Genomic DNA, 17,714 nt, shown 5'->3' on the forward strand with positions numbered 1-17,714 from the left:
ATGTTGAGTGGGTTCTACTGGCGCAGGTTATGCTTTCACCGTGCAACGCCTACGCTAAGCCAACGACAAGACGTCACCAAGAATCACCGAGACATTGATGCCTGACCTGCTCGCCGATTACCCGTCCAACGATGGGGCCTACGATGAACTGCTCGATGCCAGCGGGCAGGTTCGCCCGCATTGGCGCAGGCTGCTGACCCAACTGCAGCGCAGCCGCCCGGCACAGCTGCAGCAGCGTCAGGCCATGCTGACCCGACAGATTCAGGAGAACGGCGTTACCTACAACGTGTACGCCGATCCCGATGGTGCGGATCGCCCCTGGGAACTGGACCTGCTGCCCAATCTGATTCCCGCGGCCGAGTGGCAGACCATCGCTGCCGGCGTGGCCCAGCGTGCGGCGTTGCTCGACAAGGTACTGGCCGACCTTTACGGCCCTCAACAGCTACTGGCCGACGGCCTGCTGCCGCCGGAGCTGGTCTTCGGCCACGAGAACTTTCTCTGGCCCTGCCAGGGCTTGCAGCCGCCAGGCGGTACCTTCCTGCATGTGTATGCCGTGGATCTGGCGAGGGCGCCCGATGGCCGCTGGTGGGTCACGGCCGATCGTACCCAGGCGCCCTCCGGGGCGGGCTACGCTCTGGAAAACCGGCAAATCGTTTCCCGCGCCTTCCCCGAGCTGTACCGGGACCTGGGCGTGCAGTACCTGGCGGGGTTCTTCCGCACCCTGCAGGACACCCTGGCGCGTCAGGCGCCCGCCGATGGCGAGACGCCGCTGGTGGTGGTGCTGACACCCGGGCGATTCAACGAGAGCTATTTCGAACACCTGTACCTGGCCCGTCAGCTCGGTTATCCGCTGGTCGAAGGCAGCGACCTGACCGTGCGCGACGCCACCCTGTACCTCAAGACCCTGGCGGGGTTGCGCCGCGTACATGCGGTGCTGCGCCGTCTCGACGACGATTTCTGCGACCCCCTCGAACTGCGTACCGACTCCGCACTGGGCGTGCCCGGCCTGCTGGAGGCGGTGCGTCAGGGCCGCGTGCTGGTCGCCAACGCGCTCGGTAGCGGTGTGCTGGAAGCGCCCGGGCTGCCAGGCTTTCTGCCGGCGATCAGCGAGAAGCTGCTGGGTGAGCCGCTGCTGCTGCCGAGCATCGCCAGTTGGTGGTGCGGCGAGCCACCGGTATTGGAGCAAGCCCTGGAAAAACTCCCCGAGCTGCTTATCCGGCCGAGCTTCCCATCGCAGAGCTTCACCCCGGTATTCGGCCGTGATCTGGATGCCGCGCAGCGTGCCGAGCTGACTGCAAGGCTGCGGCTGCGCCCTTATGCCTATGTCGCTCAGGCGCTGGCGCAACTGTCCCAGGCACCGGTCTGGCAGGGTGAGGGCAAGCTGCAATCCCGTGCCATCGGCATGCGCGTGTTCGCCGTGGCCAGTGCCGACGGCTACCGGGTGATGGCGGGCGGCTTGACCCGCGTGGCCGCGGAAGCCGACGCCGAGGTGGTGTCGATGCAGCGTGGCGGTGCCAGCAAGGACACCTGGGTGCTTGGCGAGCGCCACGGCCCCGGTGAACCGTGGCAGGGTATGCGCCCGCTGGGCGCAGCCGATCTGGTGCGCAGCGACCCCTATCTGCCGTCACGGGTGGTGGAAAACCTGTTCTGGTTCGGTCGCTACAGCGAGCGCTGTGAGGACAGCGCGCGGCTGCTGCGCATCATGCTCGGTCGTTACGTCGATGACGATGATGACCCGCAGGCTCTGGAGGCGGCGCTGGATCTTGGCGAAAGCCTCGGCCTGTTGCCCGATGAGGAGCACGGCGCTCTGGATGCCCGGCTGCTGGAGGCGGTGCTCGGTGCCGAATGGCCAGCCAGCCTGCGCATCAATCTGCAACGCCTGCAATGGACCGCCGGCAGCGTGCGCGGCAAGCTTTCCCAGGCCAACTGGCAGGCGCTGGTGGAGCTGCAACGCGATGCGCAGAATCTGGAGGCCCGTGGCGGCGATTTTGGCCAGTTACTGGATTTTCTCAATCGCCTGCTGATGTCACTGGCGGCGCTCTCCGGCTTTGCGCTGGACGACATGACCCGTGACGATGGCTGGCGTTTCCTGATGATCGGCCGCTGCATCGAACGCCTGCAGTTTCTCTGTGACAGCGTCGGCGGCTTCCTGCGCAGCAGCAAGCCGGATGATCAGTCGGCGCTCGAGTGGTTGCTGGAACTGGGTAACAGCAGCATCACCTACCGCACGCGCTACATGGCCTCGGCACAGCTGATTCCGGTACTCGACCTGCTGCTGCTCGATGAGCAGAACCCCCACGCGGTGCTGTTCCAGGTGCGCACGCTGTTGCGCTCTCTGGAGCGCCTGGCCGAACGCTTCCATCTGTCCGAGGCGCCGGCACTGTCACGGCTCGAGCGGCAATTGAGCGCCGTCGACCTGCGCAGCCTGGAAAATCCGCTGTTCGGCGCCCGTGGCGTTCGCGCGGTACTCGATGGCCTGGCCGATCTGCTCGAGGCCATCGGCCAGGCATCCGGCCAGGCATCGGATGAACTGGGCCTGCGCTTTTTCGTGCACGTTGCCGCCAGTCAGGGAACCCGGTCGTCATGAGTGCTCGTTATCAGGTGTTGCACGACACCCATTATCGTTATGCCTCGCCAGTGTCCCTGGCCCAGCAGCTGGCCCATCTGTGGCCGCGTGACTGTGCCTGGCAGCGCTGCGAGGAGCGCCATCTGCAGATCACCCCGCAGCCCTGTCAGCGCCACGATATCGTCGATGTATTCGGCAATCCGTTGACCCGCCTGGCCTTCGAGCGGCCCCACGACGCGCTGAAGGTCTGCGCCAGACTGAATGTCGAAGTGCTGCCGCGGGCGTATCTCGATCTGCAGGACTCGCCGTCCTGGGAATCCGCCTGTGAGGCCCTGGGGTATCGGGGGCAGCCGTGGGATGCGCAGTTGCTGGACGCTACCCGCTACCGTTTCCAGTCACCCTACGTGCGTCTGAAGCGCGCCTTCAGCCTGTTCGCCGACGATTGCTTCCTGCCCGAGCAGCCGCTGCTGCTCTCGGTGCGCGTGCTGATGCAGAAGATCTTCGACGAGTTCACCTTCGATGCCGAAGCCACGCAGGTGGCGACGCCGCTGCTCAAGGTGCTCGAGGAGCGGCGCGGGGTCTGTCAGGACTTCGCCCACTTGATGCTCGCCTGCCTGCGTTCACGGGGCCTGGCGGCACGTTACGTCAGCGGCTACCTGCTCACCCAGCCGCCACCCGGCCAGCCGCGTCTGATCGGCGCCGATGCCTCGCATGCCTGGGTGTCGGTGTATTGCCCGCGCAACGGTTGGGTGGATTTCGACCCGACCAACAACATCCTGCCGGCGCTGGAGCACATTACCCTGGCCTGGGGCCGCGACTTTTCCGATGTTTCCCCGTTGCGCGGGGTGATTCTCGGAGGGGGCGATCATGATCCCGAGGTGCAGGTCACGGTCATGCCGTTACCGGCGAACTGAGTACGCCAGCCTGCCGAATGGCGGGCTGCGGGACTCAGCCGAGAATCACGCGAATGACCGCGATCAGCTGGAAGGCACAGAAGAAGCCCAGGGCGATGCGCATCGGCTTGGACAGATTGCTGCCCAGGCTTTCGCGTAGCGGTTGAAGCATGAAGCTGGGTGTCAGCGCCAGGCCAATCACCAGCGACACCACGGCGAACATCGAGAAGAACTCGCTGCTCATGGGCGGTACGCCCGATGTGAAGCCATACAGCAGGCAACCGATGGCCACGGCGAAGAAGGCCGCGGAAATCAGGCGCTCCTTGGGTGTCCAGGAGGAAAAGTTCACAGGCGTGCGCTCCACAGGCGAAATCGATGGGGCGCAGTATAAGGAATGGCGCGTTTCAGGGCAGTAGTCAGAAACAAACAACTGTTACCCCCAGCCTGCGGTTGAGCCAGCGAAACCCGGGGCATGATCTGCCAGGCTCCATCCGCGCGGCCAGCATCGGGGTTAGAGCATCCCGGCCTTTTTCCAGGCCAGGTAGCGGTTGACCAGTTCGGGGCCGAGTTCGCCAGGGCGGGCGTCCAGCACCGGGACGTTGTGAGCGGCCAGGCGCTCGTGCAGGGTGTTGCGTGCGTTGAGGTAATCCACGGCACCGCAGTAGTTCAAGGCCGACTCGTAGTCGCGCACCTGGGTATGTCGAAGGCTGTCGAGCACTTCCTCGCGCAGGCTGGCGATCAGCACCCGGTGCCGGCGCTCCAGGCGTTTCACCGCGCCCAGCAACTCCTCGTCGTCTTCGTCGCGCAGGTTGGTGATCAGCACCACCAGGGCGCGCCGGCTCTGGCGGCTGAGCAAGGTATCCGCAGCAGCGGCGTAGTCAGCCGGACGCTGGGTGCTCTGCAGGTCGTAGACGGCGTTGAGCAGCACATTGACCTGAGCCTGGCCCTTGACCGGTGCCAGGTAGCGGCTTTGCTCGCCAGCGAAGGTCATCAGCCCCACTGCGTCTCCCTGGCGCAGGGCCACGTAGCTGAGCAGCAGACTGGCGTTGAGGGCGTGGTCGAAATGCGACAGCTCGCCGTCCTGGCTGCGCATGCGCCGGCCACAGTCGATCAGGAACAGAATCTGCTGGTCACGTTCGTCCTGATACTCACGGGCGATGGGCGTGCGCTTGCGGGCAGTGGCCTTCCAGTCGATCTGCCGCAGGGTATCGCCATCGCGGAATTCGCGTAGCTGATGGAATTCCTGCCCAAGACCACGACGCTGCTGCTGGCGCACGCCCAGTTGGGCGACCCAGTCGTCCACGGCCATCAGTTGAGCGCCGTACAGGCGGGCGAAATCCGGGTAGACGCGTGCTTCGTCGCGCACGTCCAGATAGCGCCGCGACTGCCACAGACGCAGCGGGCTGGGCAGGCTGACTTCGCAGCGTGGAAAGACGAAATGACCACGCAGCAGCGGGCGCACCCGGTAGCTGAAGGTGGTCTGTTCGCCCGGACGCAGTTCGACCTGTTGCGGCAGATGCTCGACAGCCATGTCCTGCGGGACATGGTCGAATACCTGGATGTGCAGGGCACGCGGGTAGGCGTGATGGACGGTCAGTTGTACATCGCTCCAGCGTCCCAGTGGCAGGTTGCCCGGCAGGTGCCGCTGCAGACGAGGCGACGCCTGGCGGTACAGGCGCAGGGCGTCGATCAGCGCGGCGCCGGCGAGGACCAGCAAGGCTCCCCACCAGAGCGCGACGAGGCGTTCCGGCACCGCGATGGACAGGGCATCCAGCGCGCCGAGTACGATGGCGACCACCAGCAGCCCGGCCAGCAGGCGGAGCAGGAGGGAGGAGGGCTTCATGCCGCGCTATCCAGGATCGAGGCGTTCATAGACGGGGTGCGGGAACCTGATCGAGCAGTTGCAGCAGAACCTGATCGATGGACAGCCCTTCGATATCCAGCTCCGGCGACAGGCGCACGCGGTGGCGCAATACGGCCAGGGCGCAGCCCTTGATGTCATCGGGCAGCACGAAGTCGCCGCCACGCAGCAGGGCGCGCGCGCGGGCGCCGCGTACCAGGGCGATGGACGCGCGCGGACCGGCGCCGATGGCCAGGCCCGGCCAGCTGCGGGTCGCGCGGGCCAGGCGCACGGCGTAGTCGAGTACCTGTTCGTCCAGCGGCAGATCACCGGCGATCTTCTGCATGATCAGCACGTCCTTGGCCTGCAGCAGCGTGCGCAGGGGCGTGACTTCGAGCATGTCGGCCTTGGTCGAGCGCGATACCTGACGCACCATGCTCAACTCTTCGTCCTGCTCGGGGTAATCCATGTGCAGCTTGAGCATGAAACGGTCGAGTTCGGCTTCCGGCAGCGGGTAGGTGCCTTCCTGTTCGATGGGGTTCTGGGTGGCCAGCACCATGAACGGCAGCGGCACCGCCAGCGGACGGCCTTCCAGGGTCACCTGACGCTCCTGCATGACCTCCAGCAGGGCGGCCTGGGTCTTGGCCGGAGCACGGTTGATCTCGTCGGCGAGCAGCAGGTTGGTGAAGATCGGCCCCTTGCGCAGCTTGAACTGTTCGCTCTGCAGGTCGTACACGGCATGGCCGGTGATGTCGCTGGGCATCAGGTCCGGGGTGAACTGGATACGTGCGAATTCACCGCCGAAGCAGCGGGCCAGAGCCCGCACCAGCAGGGTCTTGCCGAGCCCCGGCACGCCTTCGAGCAGTACGTGACCGCCAGCGATCAGCGCGGTGAGCACATCATCGATGACCGCCGTCTGGCCGATCACCGCTTTCTGCAACTCCTGGCGCAAGGCCTGGGCCAACTGGCTGGCACGCTGACGCTGCTGGGCGATATTGCTTGCGGCTGGTGCGGCTGTGGTGCTGGCAGGCTCGCTGATCGGACTGCTCGGCTGGTCGGGCGTATGTTCGCTCATAGGGCATTCCTGAGTGTTTGCAGGTGGGCGACCTGTCGGGTGAAGTCGCTGGCGGAAAGGCGTTTCTTGCTCAGCGGGCGCATGGCCTGGCTGATGGCTGCGGAAGGCTGGCGGCTGAGGCGGCCGAGAATCTGCCACTGATCGGCGACGCCGAGCCGCTCGAAGCCGGGGTGCCGGCGCCGGGCGCGGCGCAGGATGTCCTGCTGCAGGTTGTTCAGCAGGCGCTGCTGGCCACCGTGACGAAGCAGGAAGTCGGCTGCGCCGCGCAGGTGTTCCTGCAGTTGCCTGCGGCTCGCCGGTTGCGGCTGCAACAGCGGGCCACGACGCTGGCCGACGTGCCACAGCCCCAGGAGCAGCAACAGGCCGAGGGCCAGCAGAGCCGGAGTGAAATGGCGCTGCAAGAGGGTCAGCAGGTTGTCGCGGTCGGCGTTGTAGACCAGGGTCACCGCACTGTCCTGGCTGAGGTACCAGAGCAGCCAGGCGTTGTCGTAATCGGCCAGGTTGGCGTTCTGCCAGATCCAGGCGTCGGTGACGATGCTGATCAGCCCTTCGCCGTGATAAATCTGCAGCAGGTGAGTGGCTTCGCCGCTGTTGGCCCAGACATGGGCAAGGTTGTTGGCGTCGTAGAGATGGAAGTCGGTATCGAAATCGACATAGGCGGGTGCCTGCTCGTTCTCCAGATACAGCTTGGTCAGCTCCGGATAAGCATCCGTCGGCTCTTGCTGGCTTTCATCGTTGGCCGAGGCCGCGGTTTCCTCTTCGGCAGCGCTGTCCGCTTGTTCCTCGTCTTCGTCGAGTTTCTCGACCGGGTATTGCTGCACGCTCAAGGCGTCGAGCAGCAGGTCGCCGCTCTTGCCTTTCTCTTCGTCCCACATGCGTTCGGCGATGAACAGCAGGTGACCCCCCTGGGCTGCCCACTGCAGCAGGCGCTCGTTCTGCCGGGGCGTCAGGTTGCTGCGGTTACCGAGCAGCAGCAGGGTATGGCCGCGGCTGGGCAATTCGGCCAGGCCGGCGAGGTTGTCGGCGCGCGTCACGTCGAGGCCCTGTTTGCGCAGAAAGTGCTCGGCGGCCAGATAGGGGTTGGCGCGTGCTTCCGGTGACGGCCCGTGGCTCACTACGTCTTCGTAGGGCTCGGCATGCCTCAACAGATAGGCGCCGAGCAGGCCAAGGCCCAGTACCAGCAGGGCGCCGATGACGAAACGCGCGGTGCGGTTCATGACCGACCACCGTGTTCGATCAGGCGTCGCCAGTCATTGCACAGCGCCGGGCGCGCCTCGGTCGGCGGCAGGCGGTGACCGTAGGCGAGGTTCTGCCAGTGACGGGTCAGGGTCTGGCTGAAGTTGCTGAGCTCCGGATCGTCGAGGCCGTCGACCAGGGGCAGCACCTCGGCTTCGGTGTGAGAACCCTTGAGCGGCAACTTGTGGTCGTGGATCAGGCGGCTGAGCAGGGCGCGGTAGAGCAGGCCCAGGGCTGCCCGCGGGTCGTCCTGCCAGAGACGTTCGGCAGTGCTGGCGACATCGTCCGGCAGGCTCTGTGGCAGTACTTCCAGGCCGAACAGCTGGTCAGGTGACTGGTTTCTTTGCGGCATGCGCAGCCGAGTACCGCCAGCGAAGGTGCTCAGCCACTCGCGGTAGCGCCAGAGCACCAGCGCGACGATGCCGATCAGCAGCGCCCACAGCACGGCTTCGAAGAACAGCGCAATGCCTTTCAAGGCCGTCCAGCTTTCGAGCATCTCGAACAGGCTTTCCAGCGCTTTGCGGCTGTCTTCAGAGGGTTCCTCCTGCTTGGCTTCGTCGCCGAAGCGCCAGCGAGTCACCGTTTCGCGGTTCTCGAAGGGTGTTTCGTCGAGAATCGCCAGCACCGATTCGCGCGAGGCCTCGGTGCTCAGCGGCTGCGCGAGCATGCGCGGAGCCTGTGGGCCGTCCGGGTCTTCGCTGGGCAGCGGGCAGCTGTGCGAGGTATCTGCCAGGGCTGGCGTCGGCACGTTCAGCAACAGCATGCCGCAGCCCAGCAATAGTGCGTAGGCGACACCGGTGAGGCGCTGGCGCAGGCGGCGGAAGGTCAGTTCGATGTCCCAGCCTTCCAGGGCGGTGCGACGGTTCAGGTACAGGCTGAAGCCGCAGGCGACGTAGATCGGTTCCCAGAGAATCAGCAACAGCACGTAGGCCAGGTTGGAGAGGTGCTCCAGCCAGAACCAGTCGCTGGTATCGCCATTGATCAGGCTCTGCCAGTCCCACTCGGTGGATACCTGGGTGGGGATCAGCAAATACACCAGGCTGCCCAGCCCGACCCACAGGGCCGTCTCGAGGTGTATGCCAACCACGGTCAGCCAGGTCGCTGCGCCGGCATCGCGTTGCGCCAGTACGTTCAGGCGCTGGGTGCGCTCCTTGCCCTTCAGGCCTTCGAGCTGCAGCACCGGCAGGTCGAAGCTGCGCGACGGGCTGAGGCGTCGCCAGGTCAGGCTGGCCAGCAGCTGCGGTTTGAGCAGGCCGGGAAATGCCTTGAGCGCCTGCTTGAAGGTCGGCGTATCGCCAAACAGCGCGCGGGAGAGAATATATAGCGGTAGCCGTTCGTAGGCCGGCTTCAGCCACCAGAAAACCAATATGGCCCAGGTGGGGTACTGCCACAGCAGGGCACAGAGCAGGGCGAAAGTCGGCACGGTGACGGCTGCCCAGCTGGCCATCAGCAGGCTGCGATGACGACCGGCCATGAGGACGCCGAGATCGATGGCTTCCCAGGGCGTGCGCGGGCGGATCGCCACGCTGGCGTCAGTCAGGCGCATGCTGCCCCCTGCCGGCCAGGCACAGGTAAGCCAGGACCGATGCCCAGAGTCCGGCGCCCACCCAGTATTTGATATGGGGCGTGGTGAAGGTCATGGAGGACCAGTAGGCCTCGATGAACGCGGCGATCAGCAGGAACAGCGCCGCGCCGCCAAGCAGCCGTACCGCGCGCGTTGCGGCCAGGCGCAGGGCTTCGCCGCGGGGCAGGCGCCCGGGGGCGAGCAATGCCCAGCCGAGCTTGAGGCCCGCGGCGCCGGCCAGGGCGATGGCGGTCAATTCGAAGGCACCGTGGCCGATCACGAACGACCAGAAGGTTTCGCTGTAGCCCAGTTGCGTCAGGTAACCGGCCACGGCACCGATCATCAGGCCGTTGAACAGCAGGAAGAACAGGCTGCCGACCCCGAACAGCAGGCCGCTGGCGAAGGTCTGAAAGGCGATGCCGATGTTGTTCATGATGTAGTAGCCGAACATCATCCAGTCATCACCGGAGTCGCGCTCACCGAAGCGTCCGAGGCGCGAGGTATCGGGGTCGTACATGCTTTCCATCTCGCTGACGCGGCTGGGGTCCATGACGCTGTAGACGAGGTCGGGAAACAGGTAGACGAGGGTGCCCATGACGGCCAGGCTGCCGAAGAACAGCAGGCTGGCGATCGTCACCAGACGCCACTCTTCACGCACCAGACGTGGGAAACCGGCCAGCACGAAGCCGATCAGTTGCGGCCCTATGGCGCTGCGATGACGGTAGAACTGCTGATGGCCGCGTAGCGCCAGTTGCTGTAGCTCATCGATCAGGTGGTTGCTGTAACCGCGTTCCCTGGCCAGGGCCAGATGCTGGCACAGGCGCCGGTAGTCGGCGGCGAAGGTACGGCTTTTCTCCGCATCGGCTTTGCCTTTCTCCAGTCGCGCCAGTTGCTCGCTGAATGCCTGCCACTGTGGCTGGTGCCGAGATTCGAAAAGACTCTGCTTCATGTCGGCCCCAACAGGCTGCGGGCGATACCGTTGATCCTGCCTTCCGCCTGCTCGGCATCCACCTGCAGGGGCTCGGCGAGAATGGCAGCCAGCTCGGCGCGTCGGGCAGTCGACAGGCCTTCACCGCGTTCGGCGAAGGCGAGCATGGCGCGCTGCTCGGCGAAATCGAGGGGGAAGGGTGCACGCAACGCTTCGGCCTCGGGCAGATTGGGGCGCTCGATGGGCTGATCGCGGTAGACGACCAGCGTACCGGCGGCGATGTCACCGAGACGCTTGAAGGCGCGATTGCTCAGGCAACTGATGATGCCAAGCGTATAGGCGAATGGCAGCAGGTCGACGAAGCGCAGCAGGTTGCGGGTCAGCGAGGCCGGCCAGCCGATGGGTGTGCCATCGTCATGCACCACGCGCAGGCCGAGTAGCTGCTTGCCTGGCGAGCGGCCCTGGTTGAGCACTTCGAACAGCACCATGTACCACCAGGTCACCAGGAACAGCGCGATGGTCGCGATGCCCATGCCGAGTTGTCCGAACATGCCTAGCGTCAGGTAGACGACCGCGAGAATGGCGCCGCGGATCAGCAGGTCGATGGTAAAGGCCAGCGCCCGTGGTACCAGGCCTGCCGGGCGCAATGCCAGGTCGATGCCTTCCGGAGTTTCCACCTGATAGCGCGTGTCCAGCACCGGGTGCTGTTGTCGAGTGAGAGGGGAAATGGAGGAGGGCGGCATCGTCACGTCATATGAGCAAAGCCCGATGCTAGCCAGCAGCGAGGCAGGAAGCAACCTGGCCGCGAGAAACGCGGCCAGGTGAGAAGGTGCTTAGCGTGCGACCGGCAGTACGCCGAAGATGGTGCGATACAGCACGCCCATGGCCACGACGAACAGTGGCACGGTCCAGATCAGACCGATGAACACGGGGATTGCGCTGATGGCAACGATCAGGCCCAGCAGCAGGAACAGGCCGAAGACCTTGAACCAGTGCTGAGTGATGGCCTTGCGCGAAGCTTCCATGGCTTGCCAGGGCGACAGGCCGCGCTCGACGACCAGCGGAATGGCCAGCATGTAGGCGACCGACAGGTAGATGCCCGGAATCAGCAGCAGGAGCATGCCGAGGTAGATAAGCAGCATCATCACGACCGCAACGATCAGCAGCGGCACGGTACGGCCGAAGTGGTTGAAAATCTCGTTGAAGCTGAACGGCTGGCCTGCCGCGCGACGAATGCCGATCATGCTCAGGCCGGCGATGAAGGGGTAGCTCACGGCGGAGGCGAGAATGGTCGTGACGATCTGACCGATGATGATCAGTGCCAGGTTTTCGCTGAACGCGGTGAAGATGCCCAGCACCGCACCGATCACGAACGAGGCGATGAATATCGCCACGTAGAAGATCAGGAAGCCACCGATGATGATGCCTTTGGTGCCCTTGGTCAGTTGCCAGGCTTCGCTGATCAGCGCGCCGATGCTGAAATCGTAGCCACGGCTCAGGGCCTGCTCGATGCTCGGCGCCTGGTCGCTATTGGACGTTTCCTGCAGTTGGCTGGTGGGAACGGCGTAGGGGTTCGTGGAGAGCGCGTCACTCATGATTCATCCTTGGCGAGTGTGAGTAAGATTGTTTCGTAATATTAATGGTGGAAGTGAGGGGCCACAAGCGCAAACGTCGCGTGGTTTCGCTCAGGGTGTGCGGCCGATCAAGCTTTCGAGGATGCGTTGCGGTTTGTGGTGAGGCGGTAACGAACCTAGACTGCGGCGTCCATTCGCCAAAGGAGCCCCCCGTGCCTTCCAGTCTGTTCTGGTATGACTACGAAACCACCGGTATCGACCCGCGCCGCGATCGTCCGCTGCAGGTCGCGGGTATCCGCACCGATGAACAGCTCAATGAAATAGAGGCGCCCCTCAACCTCTATTGCCAGCCCAGCGACGATATTCTGCCGCACCCAGCCGCCTGCATGATTACCGGCATCGGCCCGGAGCGACTGGCCAGTGAAGGGCTCGGCGAAGCCGAGTTCATGACTCGCATGCATGCCGAACTGGCGCGTCCCGGCACTTGTGGCGTGGGCTACAACAGCCTGCGTTTCGATGACGAGGTAACGCGCTACAGCCTGTACCGCAACTTCTTCGATCCCTATGCGCGGGAGTGGCAGGGTGGCAACAGCCGTTGGGATCTCATCGACATGGTGCGCACCGCCTATGCCTTGCGCCCGGAAGGCATCGAATGGCCCCAGGGTGAAAAGGGCGTCAGCCTGAAGTTGGAGCAACTGACCGCCGCCAATGGCATCGAGCATGGCCAGGCGCACGATGCGCTATCCGACGTGCGTGCGACCATCGCTCTCGCGCGGCTGGTGCGCGAGCGTCAGCCGAAACTCTACGATTATCTCTATGGGCTGCGCGGCAAGCAGCGGGTGCTCGATCAAGTGCGCCTGTTGCAGCCGATGGTGCACGTATCCGGGCGCTTTGCCGGCGCACGCCACTATCTGGGAATCGTGCTGCCGCTGGCCTGGCACCCGCGTAACCGCAATGCACTGATCGTCTGCGACCTGCACCTCGATACCACGCCGCTCCTCGACGAAGAGGGCGAAACGTTGCGTCGCCGTCTTTATACCCGGCGCGAGCAACTGGTCGAGGGCGAACTGCCGGTGCCGCTCAAACTCATCCATATAAACCGTTGTCCGGTAGTCGCGCCCTTGAGTGTGCTGCGTCCGGAAGATTGCCAGCGGCTGCAGTTGGACAAGGCCGACTACCAGGCTCGCGCGCAGCGCCTGATCGATAGCCAGGCCGAATGGCAGGACAAATTGCCGCAGGTATACGAAGAGGAAAGTTTTGCTGCTGTGAGCGATCCGGAACAACAGTTGTATGACGGTTTTATCGGTGATCGTGACCGTCGACTGTGCGAGCAGGTTCGCACTTGCGATCCGCAACAGTTGGGCGCACAGGGCTGGCCTTTCGATGACCAGCGCTTACCTGAATTACTGTTTCGTTATCGGGCGCGAAACTTTCCTGCCACCTTGAATGGCGAGGAGCAAAAACGCTGGGAGGACTTCTGTCGTCAGCGCCTTACTCACGCAGAGTGGGGAGCCCCCAATACCTTGGCGAGTTTCGAGACGGACTTGGCGCAATACCTGACCGGAGCGACAGATGCACAGCGAGTGATATTGGAGGCGTGGGGCGCTCATGCACGGCATTTGCGTCAGCGTTATGCGCTGTAAATCAATTGGCCACTATCGAGATAAAAGACGGCGCAGGGGAATAGCTTCTGAGGCAGAGCAAGCCGGGCTGGCACCGAGTGCACTCGTGATGCCTTGTTTCTCGAACCAATAATAGCGCCCATAAAAAACGCCAGCATTGCTGGCGTTCTTCATGGACTCACAGCCCCGATCTGGTATCAGCCCAGCAGGGTTGCCCAGCCTTCGACCACGTCAGCGCCCCACTTGGCTTTCCACTCTTTCAGGGTCTTGTGGTTGCCACCTTTGGTTTCGATGACTTCGCCGGTGTTCGGGTTCTTGTACTGCTTAACTTTACGAGCACGCTTGCTGCCGGTCGGTGCAGCTTTGGCATTGCGCTGAGCCTTGCCAGCTTTGGCATCCGGATCCAGCAGCGCGATGATGTCACGCAGCGACTTCTGGTATTCACCCATCAGGGTGCGCAGCTTGCCTTCGAACTCCAGCTCTTTCTTCAGCTTGTCGTCTTGCGACAGATTCTTAAGACGCTCTTGCAGTTCTTTGATGTTTTCTTCGAGGGTACGGTATTCGGTGATCAAGGACATGTGTTTACCTTTAATGCAGGGAGTGGTGGCCAAGTGTTGCTTATAGTAGACATCGCTTAATTATAAGTAAACCGCTTTGTAGTGTAGAGACGTTCTTGCAGAAAATAAGTTGCAGCTGGCTACAGCGATTTACTGTTTTATTGACACTTGAAAACATGCGGGAATTAATCCGCTCGGCCAATTGGCCAACGCGTTTGTTACGTGGCTTTGCATGGCTTTTTCTGCCGGTCGGTCGCTGATCGGACGTTGCGTGCACAGTCAGGCCTGTAGAGATACTGCAGTTTTTCGTTAGTCTGGCTAAAATGCGCGCCTTCGCTATTTCTCTGGAGTTGTTCATGCGCACTTTTCGGCTGGTCATCGCCTGCCCTGACCGTACTGGCATCGTCGCCAAGGTCAGTAACTTTCTGGCGACCTACAACGGCTGGATCACCGAGGCGAGCCACCACTCCGACACGCAGAGTGGCTGGTTCTTCATGCGTCATGAAATTCGTGCCGATTCGTTGCCCTTCGATCTCGATGGCTTCAATCAGGCGTTCTCGCCGATCGCCCGGGAATTCTCCATGGAGTGGCGGATCACCGATTCGGCGCAGAAGAAGCGTGTGGTGCTGATGGCCAGCCGCGAGTCCCACTGCCTGGCCGACCTGCTGCACCGCTGGCACAGCAACGAGCTCGACTGCGATATTCCCTGCGTGATCTCCAACCATGACGACCTGCGCAGCATGGTCGAGTGGCACGGCATTCCGTTCATCCACGTGCCGGTGGACCCGCAGAACAAGCAACCGGCCTTCGATGAGGTCGCACGCCTGGTGGAAGAGCACCGCGCCGATGCCATCGTGTTGGCTCGCTACATGCAGATCCTGCCGCCCAAATTGTGTCAGGACTATGCGCAGCGGGTGATCAACATTCACCACAGCTTCCTGCCTTCGTTCGTGGGTGCCAAGCCTTACCACCAGGCCTCGCTGCGAGGCGTCAAGCTGATTGGCGCGACCTCCCACTACGTGACCGAAGAGCTGGATGCCGGCCCGATCATCGAACAGGACGTGGTGCGCGTCAGCCATCGCGAGAGCATCGAAGAGATGGTGCGCCTCGGCAAGGACGTGGAAAAGATGGTGCTTTCCCGTGGTCTGCGCTATCACTTGGAAGATCGGGTGCTGGTACACAACAACAAGACCGTTGTGTTCGACTGATCCATTCGACCCGATGCTCGAATAAGGGAGTCCGTTCATGCTCAAGTCCGTGAAAGTGCGTGATTACATGACCCGTCACTTGGTCACCTTCCATGCCGACACCGATCTGTTCACGGCCATCAACCGATTGCTGGAACACCGTATTTCCGGCGCGCCGGTGGTTGACGATCACGATCGTCTGGTTGGCCTGTTGTCGGAGGGCGACTGCCTGCGGGGCATTCTTCAGGGGGCTTATTACGAGTCGACTGGCGGCACTATCGCTTCCTACATGACCACCAACGTTGAAACCACCTCGCCGGAAGCCGACATCATCGATGTGGCCGAACGCTTCCTGAAAGGACGGCGCCGACGTTTTCCGGTCATTGAAGGTGGCAAGCTGGTCGGTCAGATCAGCCGTCACGACGTGCTGCTGGCGGTCAAGGAGTTCGCCCAGCATGAACAGGGCCACCGGCGCGGCTGATCTCTCATGAGCGATGACACGCCTCGCCAACCCGGCACCGCAACGCCACCGCCGACCTTGGGTGAAGGTTGTGTGCGGCGTTACGATCCAGAGGCGTTGAGCGAAGAGGACGGCGCCGAGTTCGACGGTGCCGAGGCGTTGTGGAAGCGCTTGCAGCGTGAGCGTGATGCTACGCCGGACAAGTAGGTCGGACATCGACGAACAAGGGCGCCATTGGCGCCCTTGTTGGTTTTCTGCGATCAGATGCGGAAGCTGCCGACCAGGTGGGTCAGGCGAGCGGCCTGCTGCTCCAGATCCGCGCAGGCGCGCAGGGTGGCCTGGAGGTTTTCCACGCCTTCCTGATTGAGGGTGTTGATTTCGGTGATGTCCATGTTCAGCGCCTCGATCACCGAGGTCTGTTCTTCCGTGGCGGTCGCCACCGACTGGTTCATGCCATCGATCTCGCCAATGCGCGTGGTCACGCTGCCCAGCCGCTCGCCGGCCTGATTGGCGACTGCCACGCTTTCCTCGCTGTAGCGCTGGCTCTCGGTCATGGTGGTGACCGATTCGCGTGAGCCGATCTGCAGTTCTTCGATCATCTTCTCGATTTCCTGGGCCGACTCCTGGGTGCGATGGGCGAGGTTGCGCACCTCGTCGGCGACCACCGCGAAACCGCGACCCGCCTCACCAGCGCGTGCCGCTTCGATGGCGGCGTTGAGGGCGAGCAGGTTGGTCTGCTGCGAAATACTCTTGATCACTTCGAGAATCTGCCCGATGTCCACGGTCTTGCCGTTGAGCATCTCGATCTTGGCACGGGCGTCGATGACCTTGGTCGACAGCTCGGTCATGGATCTGATGGCCTGCTGCACCACCTTGCCGCCATCCTCGGCTTGCAGGCGTGCGTCCGACGCCTGATTGGACGCGTCCGCGGCGTTGCGGGCGATCTCCTGGGCGGCGGCGCCGAGCTCGTTGATCGCCGCAGCCACGCTGTTGGTGCGGCTGGCCTGCTCGTCCGAATTGACGATGGACGAGTTCGACGCGTTGACCACCAGCTTGGCGACCTCGTTGACCTGGGCGGTGGCCGAGGACACCTCGCGAATGGACGCGTGGATACGTTCGACGAAGCGGTTGAACGAGCTGGCCAGGGCGCCGAATTCGTCGTTGGACTGGATGGCCAGGCGCTTGGTCAGGTCGCCTTCGCCACGGGCGATGTCTTCCATGGCCTTGCCCATGGTGGTCAGCGGCTGCATCAGCACGCGGATCAGCACGCCGAGCAGCGCAATGATCAACGCGACCGCGATCAGCGTGGCGATGGCCGCGGACAGGCGGAATTCATCCAGCTCGGCGTACGCCAGGTTCTTGTCGATGGAGAGGCCGACATACCATTGCACATCGGGCAGGCCCTGGACCGGGGCGAAGGTCAGCAGCCGGTCCTGGCCATCCTGTTCGACTTCGGTCAGCTTGCTGTCGAGGCCGATGCTAGTATTCGGATAGAGATCACGCAGGTTCTTCATCACCAGGTCGCCCTGGGGGTGGACCAGCACGGTACCGTCCTTGCTGACCAGGAACGCATAGCCCAGGTCGCCCAGCTCGATGGAGTTGATGATCTTCACCAGGGTATCCAGGCTGACGTCACCGCCGGTCATGCCGAACGCTTTGCCGTCGGGGCCGCGCACCGGGGCGATCGGCGAAATCACCAGGGAATTGGTGATCTGGTCGACGTAGGGCGCGGTGAGGACGGTACGGTTGGCCTGGGCGGTGTCCTTGTACCAGGGGCGAGTGCGCGGGTCGTAGCCGGCGGCCATCTGGGTCGGCGGGCTGGACAGGAAGCGGCCATCGCCTTGCAGGCCGATGTAGGTGGAGAGGAAGGCGCCTTTGTAGACCGGGCGCGAAATGACGTCTTGCAGGTTGCCGCTCGCGATGGCCAGCTCCAGGTTCTGGGCGAGGCTCTCGATCAGCAGGATACGCCCCGACAACCAGCTTTCGATATTGCCCGCCGCGGCGTCGCTGGCCTGACTCAGGTTGTTCTGGAGTGCCTGCTGGATGCTGCTACGCTGGCGGCTGTCGTTATAGAGGCTGAACAGGGCGAAGGCGACCGTTACCACCAGGGTGGCGGCCAGCAGAATCTTGTGGCTGAACTGCAGGTTTCTCGTCATGGCATCTTGCGTCCGGAAGTCACTGGAACCAGTCTTGGGGGCGTCGCCATCTGGCG

Annotated in this window: 16 protein-coding genes; 6 read left to right on the top strand and 10 right to left on the bottom strand. The window is 63.4% G+C overall.

What is annotated here, in order from left to right; genetic code table 11:
- Positions 1 to 97 precede the first annotated feature (97 nt).
- A complete protein-coding gene (locus ACT9T4_RS11175; RefSeq protein WP_499116979.1) occupies positions 98 to 2,587 on the top strand; it encodes a circularly permuted type 2 ATP-grasp protein in 2,490 nt (829 codons plus the stop codon).
- Positions 2,584 to 3,480 (top strand): transglutaminase family protein, encoded by an 897-nt coding sequence (locus ACT9T4_RS11180; RefSeq protein WP_042556255.1) that lies wholly within the window; start codon positions 2,584 to 2,586, stop codon positions 3,478 to 3,480. Before ACT9T4_RS11175 ends, ACT9T4_RS11180 begins: the two co-directional genes overlap by 4 nt.
- A 34-nt stretch (positions 3,481 to 3,514) precedes the next feature.
- Here ACT9T4_RS11180 and ACT9T4_RS11185 read toward each other — a convergent pair whose 3' ends face one another.
- From ACT9T4_RS11185 to ACT9T4_RS11220, 8 genes are all read right to left on the bottom strand, one after another.
- Entirely contained in the window at positions 3,515 to 3,808 is a 294-nt protein-coding gene (locus ACT9T4_RS11185; RefSeq protein WP_042556256.1) for a hypothetical protein, read from the bottom strand.
- Positions 3,809 to 3,970: 162 nt separating this feature from the next.
- Positions 3,971 to 5,302: a DUF58 domain-containing protein gene (locus ACT9T4_RS11190; protein ID WP_042556257.1), complete on the bottom strand. Its 1,332-nt coding sequence runs from the start codon at positions 5,300 to 5,302 to the stop codon at positions 3,971 to 3,973.
- Positions 5,303 to 5,327: 25 nt separating this feature from the next.
- The gene (locus tag ACT9T4_RS11195) at positions 5,328 to 6,374 is read right to left on the bottom strand and encodes an AAA family ATPase (RefSeq protein WP_499116982.1); all 1,047 of its coding nucleotides are present in this window, start codon (positions 6,372 to 6,374) and stop codon (positions 5,328 to 5,330) included.
- The gene (locus tag ACT9T4_RS11200; protein ID WP_042556259.1) at positions 6,371 to 7,591 is read right to left on the bottom strand and encodes a DUF4350 domain-containing protein; all 1,221 of its coding nucleotides are present in this window, start codon (positions 7,589 to 7,591) and stop codon (positions 6,371 to 6,373) included. The genes ACT9T4_RS11195 and ACT9T4_RS11200 overlap by 4 nt, the downstream gene beginning before the upstream one ends.
- Entirely contained in the window at positions 7,588 to 9,156 is a 1,569-nt protein-coding gene (locus tag ACT9T4_RS11205) for a DUF4129 domain-containing protein (protein ID WP_499116984.1), read from the bottom strand. Before ACT9T4_RS11205 ends, ACT9T4_RS11200 begins: the two co-directional genes overlap by 4 nt.
- Positions 9,143 to 10,123 carry a stage II sporulation protein M gene (locus ACT9T4_RS11210; RefSeq protein ID WP_042556261.1) on the bottom strand — a complete coding sequence of 327 codons (981 nt, stop codon included), beginning with the start codon at positions 10,121 to 10,123 and terminating at the stop codon, positions 9,143 to 9,145. The genes ACT9T4_RS11205 and ACT9T4_RS11210 overlap by 14 nt, the downstream gene beginning before the upstream one ends.
- Positions 10,120 to 10,845 (bottom strand): RDD family protein, encoded by a 726-nt coding sequence (locus ACT9T4_RS11215; protein WP_499116986.1) that lies wholly within the window; start codon positions 10,843 to 10,845, stop codon positions 10,120 to 10,122. The genes ACT9T4_RS11210 and ACT9T4_RS11215 overlap by 4 nt, the downstream gene beginning before the upstream one ends.
- Before the next feature lie 90 nt (positions 10,846 to 10,935).
- Positions 10,936 to 11,697, bottom strand: coding sequence for a hypothetical protein (locus ACT9T4_RS11220; protein WP_042556263.1), 762 nt, complete (start codon positions 11,695 to 11,697; stop codon positions 10,936 to 10,938).
- Between the two features lie 191 nt (positions 11,698 to 11,888).
- On the opposite strand from ACT9T4_RS11220, the gene sbcB reads away from it, so the two are divergent.
- Positions 11,889 to 13,319 (top strand): exodeoxyribonuclease I, encoded by a 1,431-nt coding sequence (gene sbcB / locus ACT9T4_RS11225; RefSeq protein WP_499116988.1) that lies wholly within the window; start codon positions 11,889 to 11,891, stop codon positions 13,317 to 13,319.
- A gap of 176 nt (positions 13,320 to 13,495) precedes the next feature.
- Here sbcB and mvaT read toward each other — a convergent pair whose 3' ends face one another.
- Positions 13,496 to 13,876, bottom strand: coding sequence for a histone-like nucleoid-structuring protein MvaT (gene mvaT / locus ACT9T4_RS11230; protein WP_042556265.1), 381 nt, complete (start codon positions 13,874 to 13,876; stop codon positions 13,496 to 13,498).
- 335 nt (positions 13,877 to 14,211) lie between these two features.
- Here mvaT and purU point away from each other — a divergent pair, with 335 nt between their 5' ends.
- Genes purU through ACT9T4_RS11245 form a run of 3 tightly spaced genes read left to right on the top strand, consistent with a single transcriptional unit; the run spans position 14,212 to position 15,709 of the window.
- Positions 14,212 to 15,063, top strand: coding sequence for a formyltetrahydrofolate deformylase (gene purU, locus ACT9T4_RS11235; RefSeq protein ID WP_042556266.1), 852 nt, complete (start codon positions 14,212 to 14,214; stop codon positions 15,061 to 15,063).
- 37 nt (positions 15,064 to 15,100) lie between these two features.
- Complete coding sequence (locus ACT9T4_RS11240; protein ID WP_042556267.1) at positions 15,101 to 15,523, top strand: CBS domain-containing protein; 423 nt, start codon at positions 15,101 to 15,103, stop codon at positions 15,521 to 15,523.
- 6 nt (positions 15,524 to 15,529) lie between these two features.
- A complete protein-coding gene (locus ACT9T4_RS11245) occupies positions 15,530 to 15,709 on the top strand; it encodes a hypothetical protein (protein ID WP_042556268.1) in 180 nt (59 codons plus the stop codon).
- Between the two features lie 53 nt (positions 15,710 to 15,762).
- Here the strand turns inward: ACT9T4_RS11245 and ACT9T4_RS11250 are convergent, their stop codons facing one another.
- Complete coding sequence (locus ACT9T4_RS11250; protein WP_499116991.1) at positions 15,763 to 17,658, bottom strand: methyl-accepting chemotaxis protein; 1,896 nt, start codon at positions 17,656 to 17,658, stop codon at positions 15,763 to 15,765.
- Positions 17,659 to 17,714: the final 56 nt, after the last annotated feature.

It is taken from the genome of Pseudomonas sp. SZ40 (genome assembly GCF_052958135.1).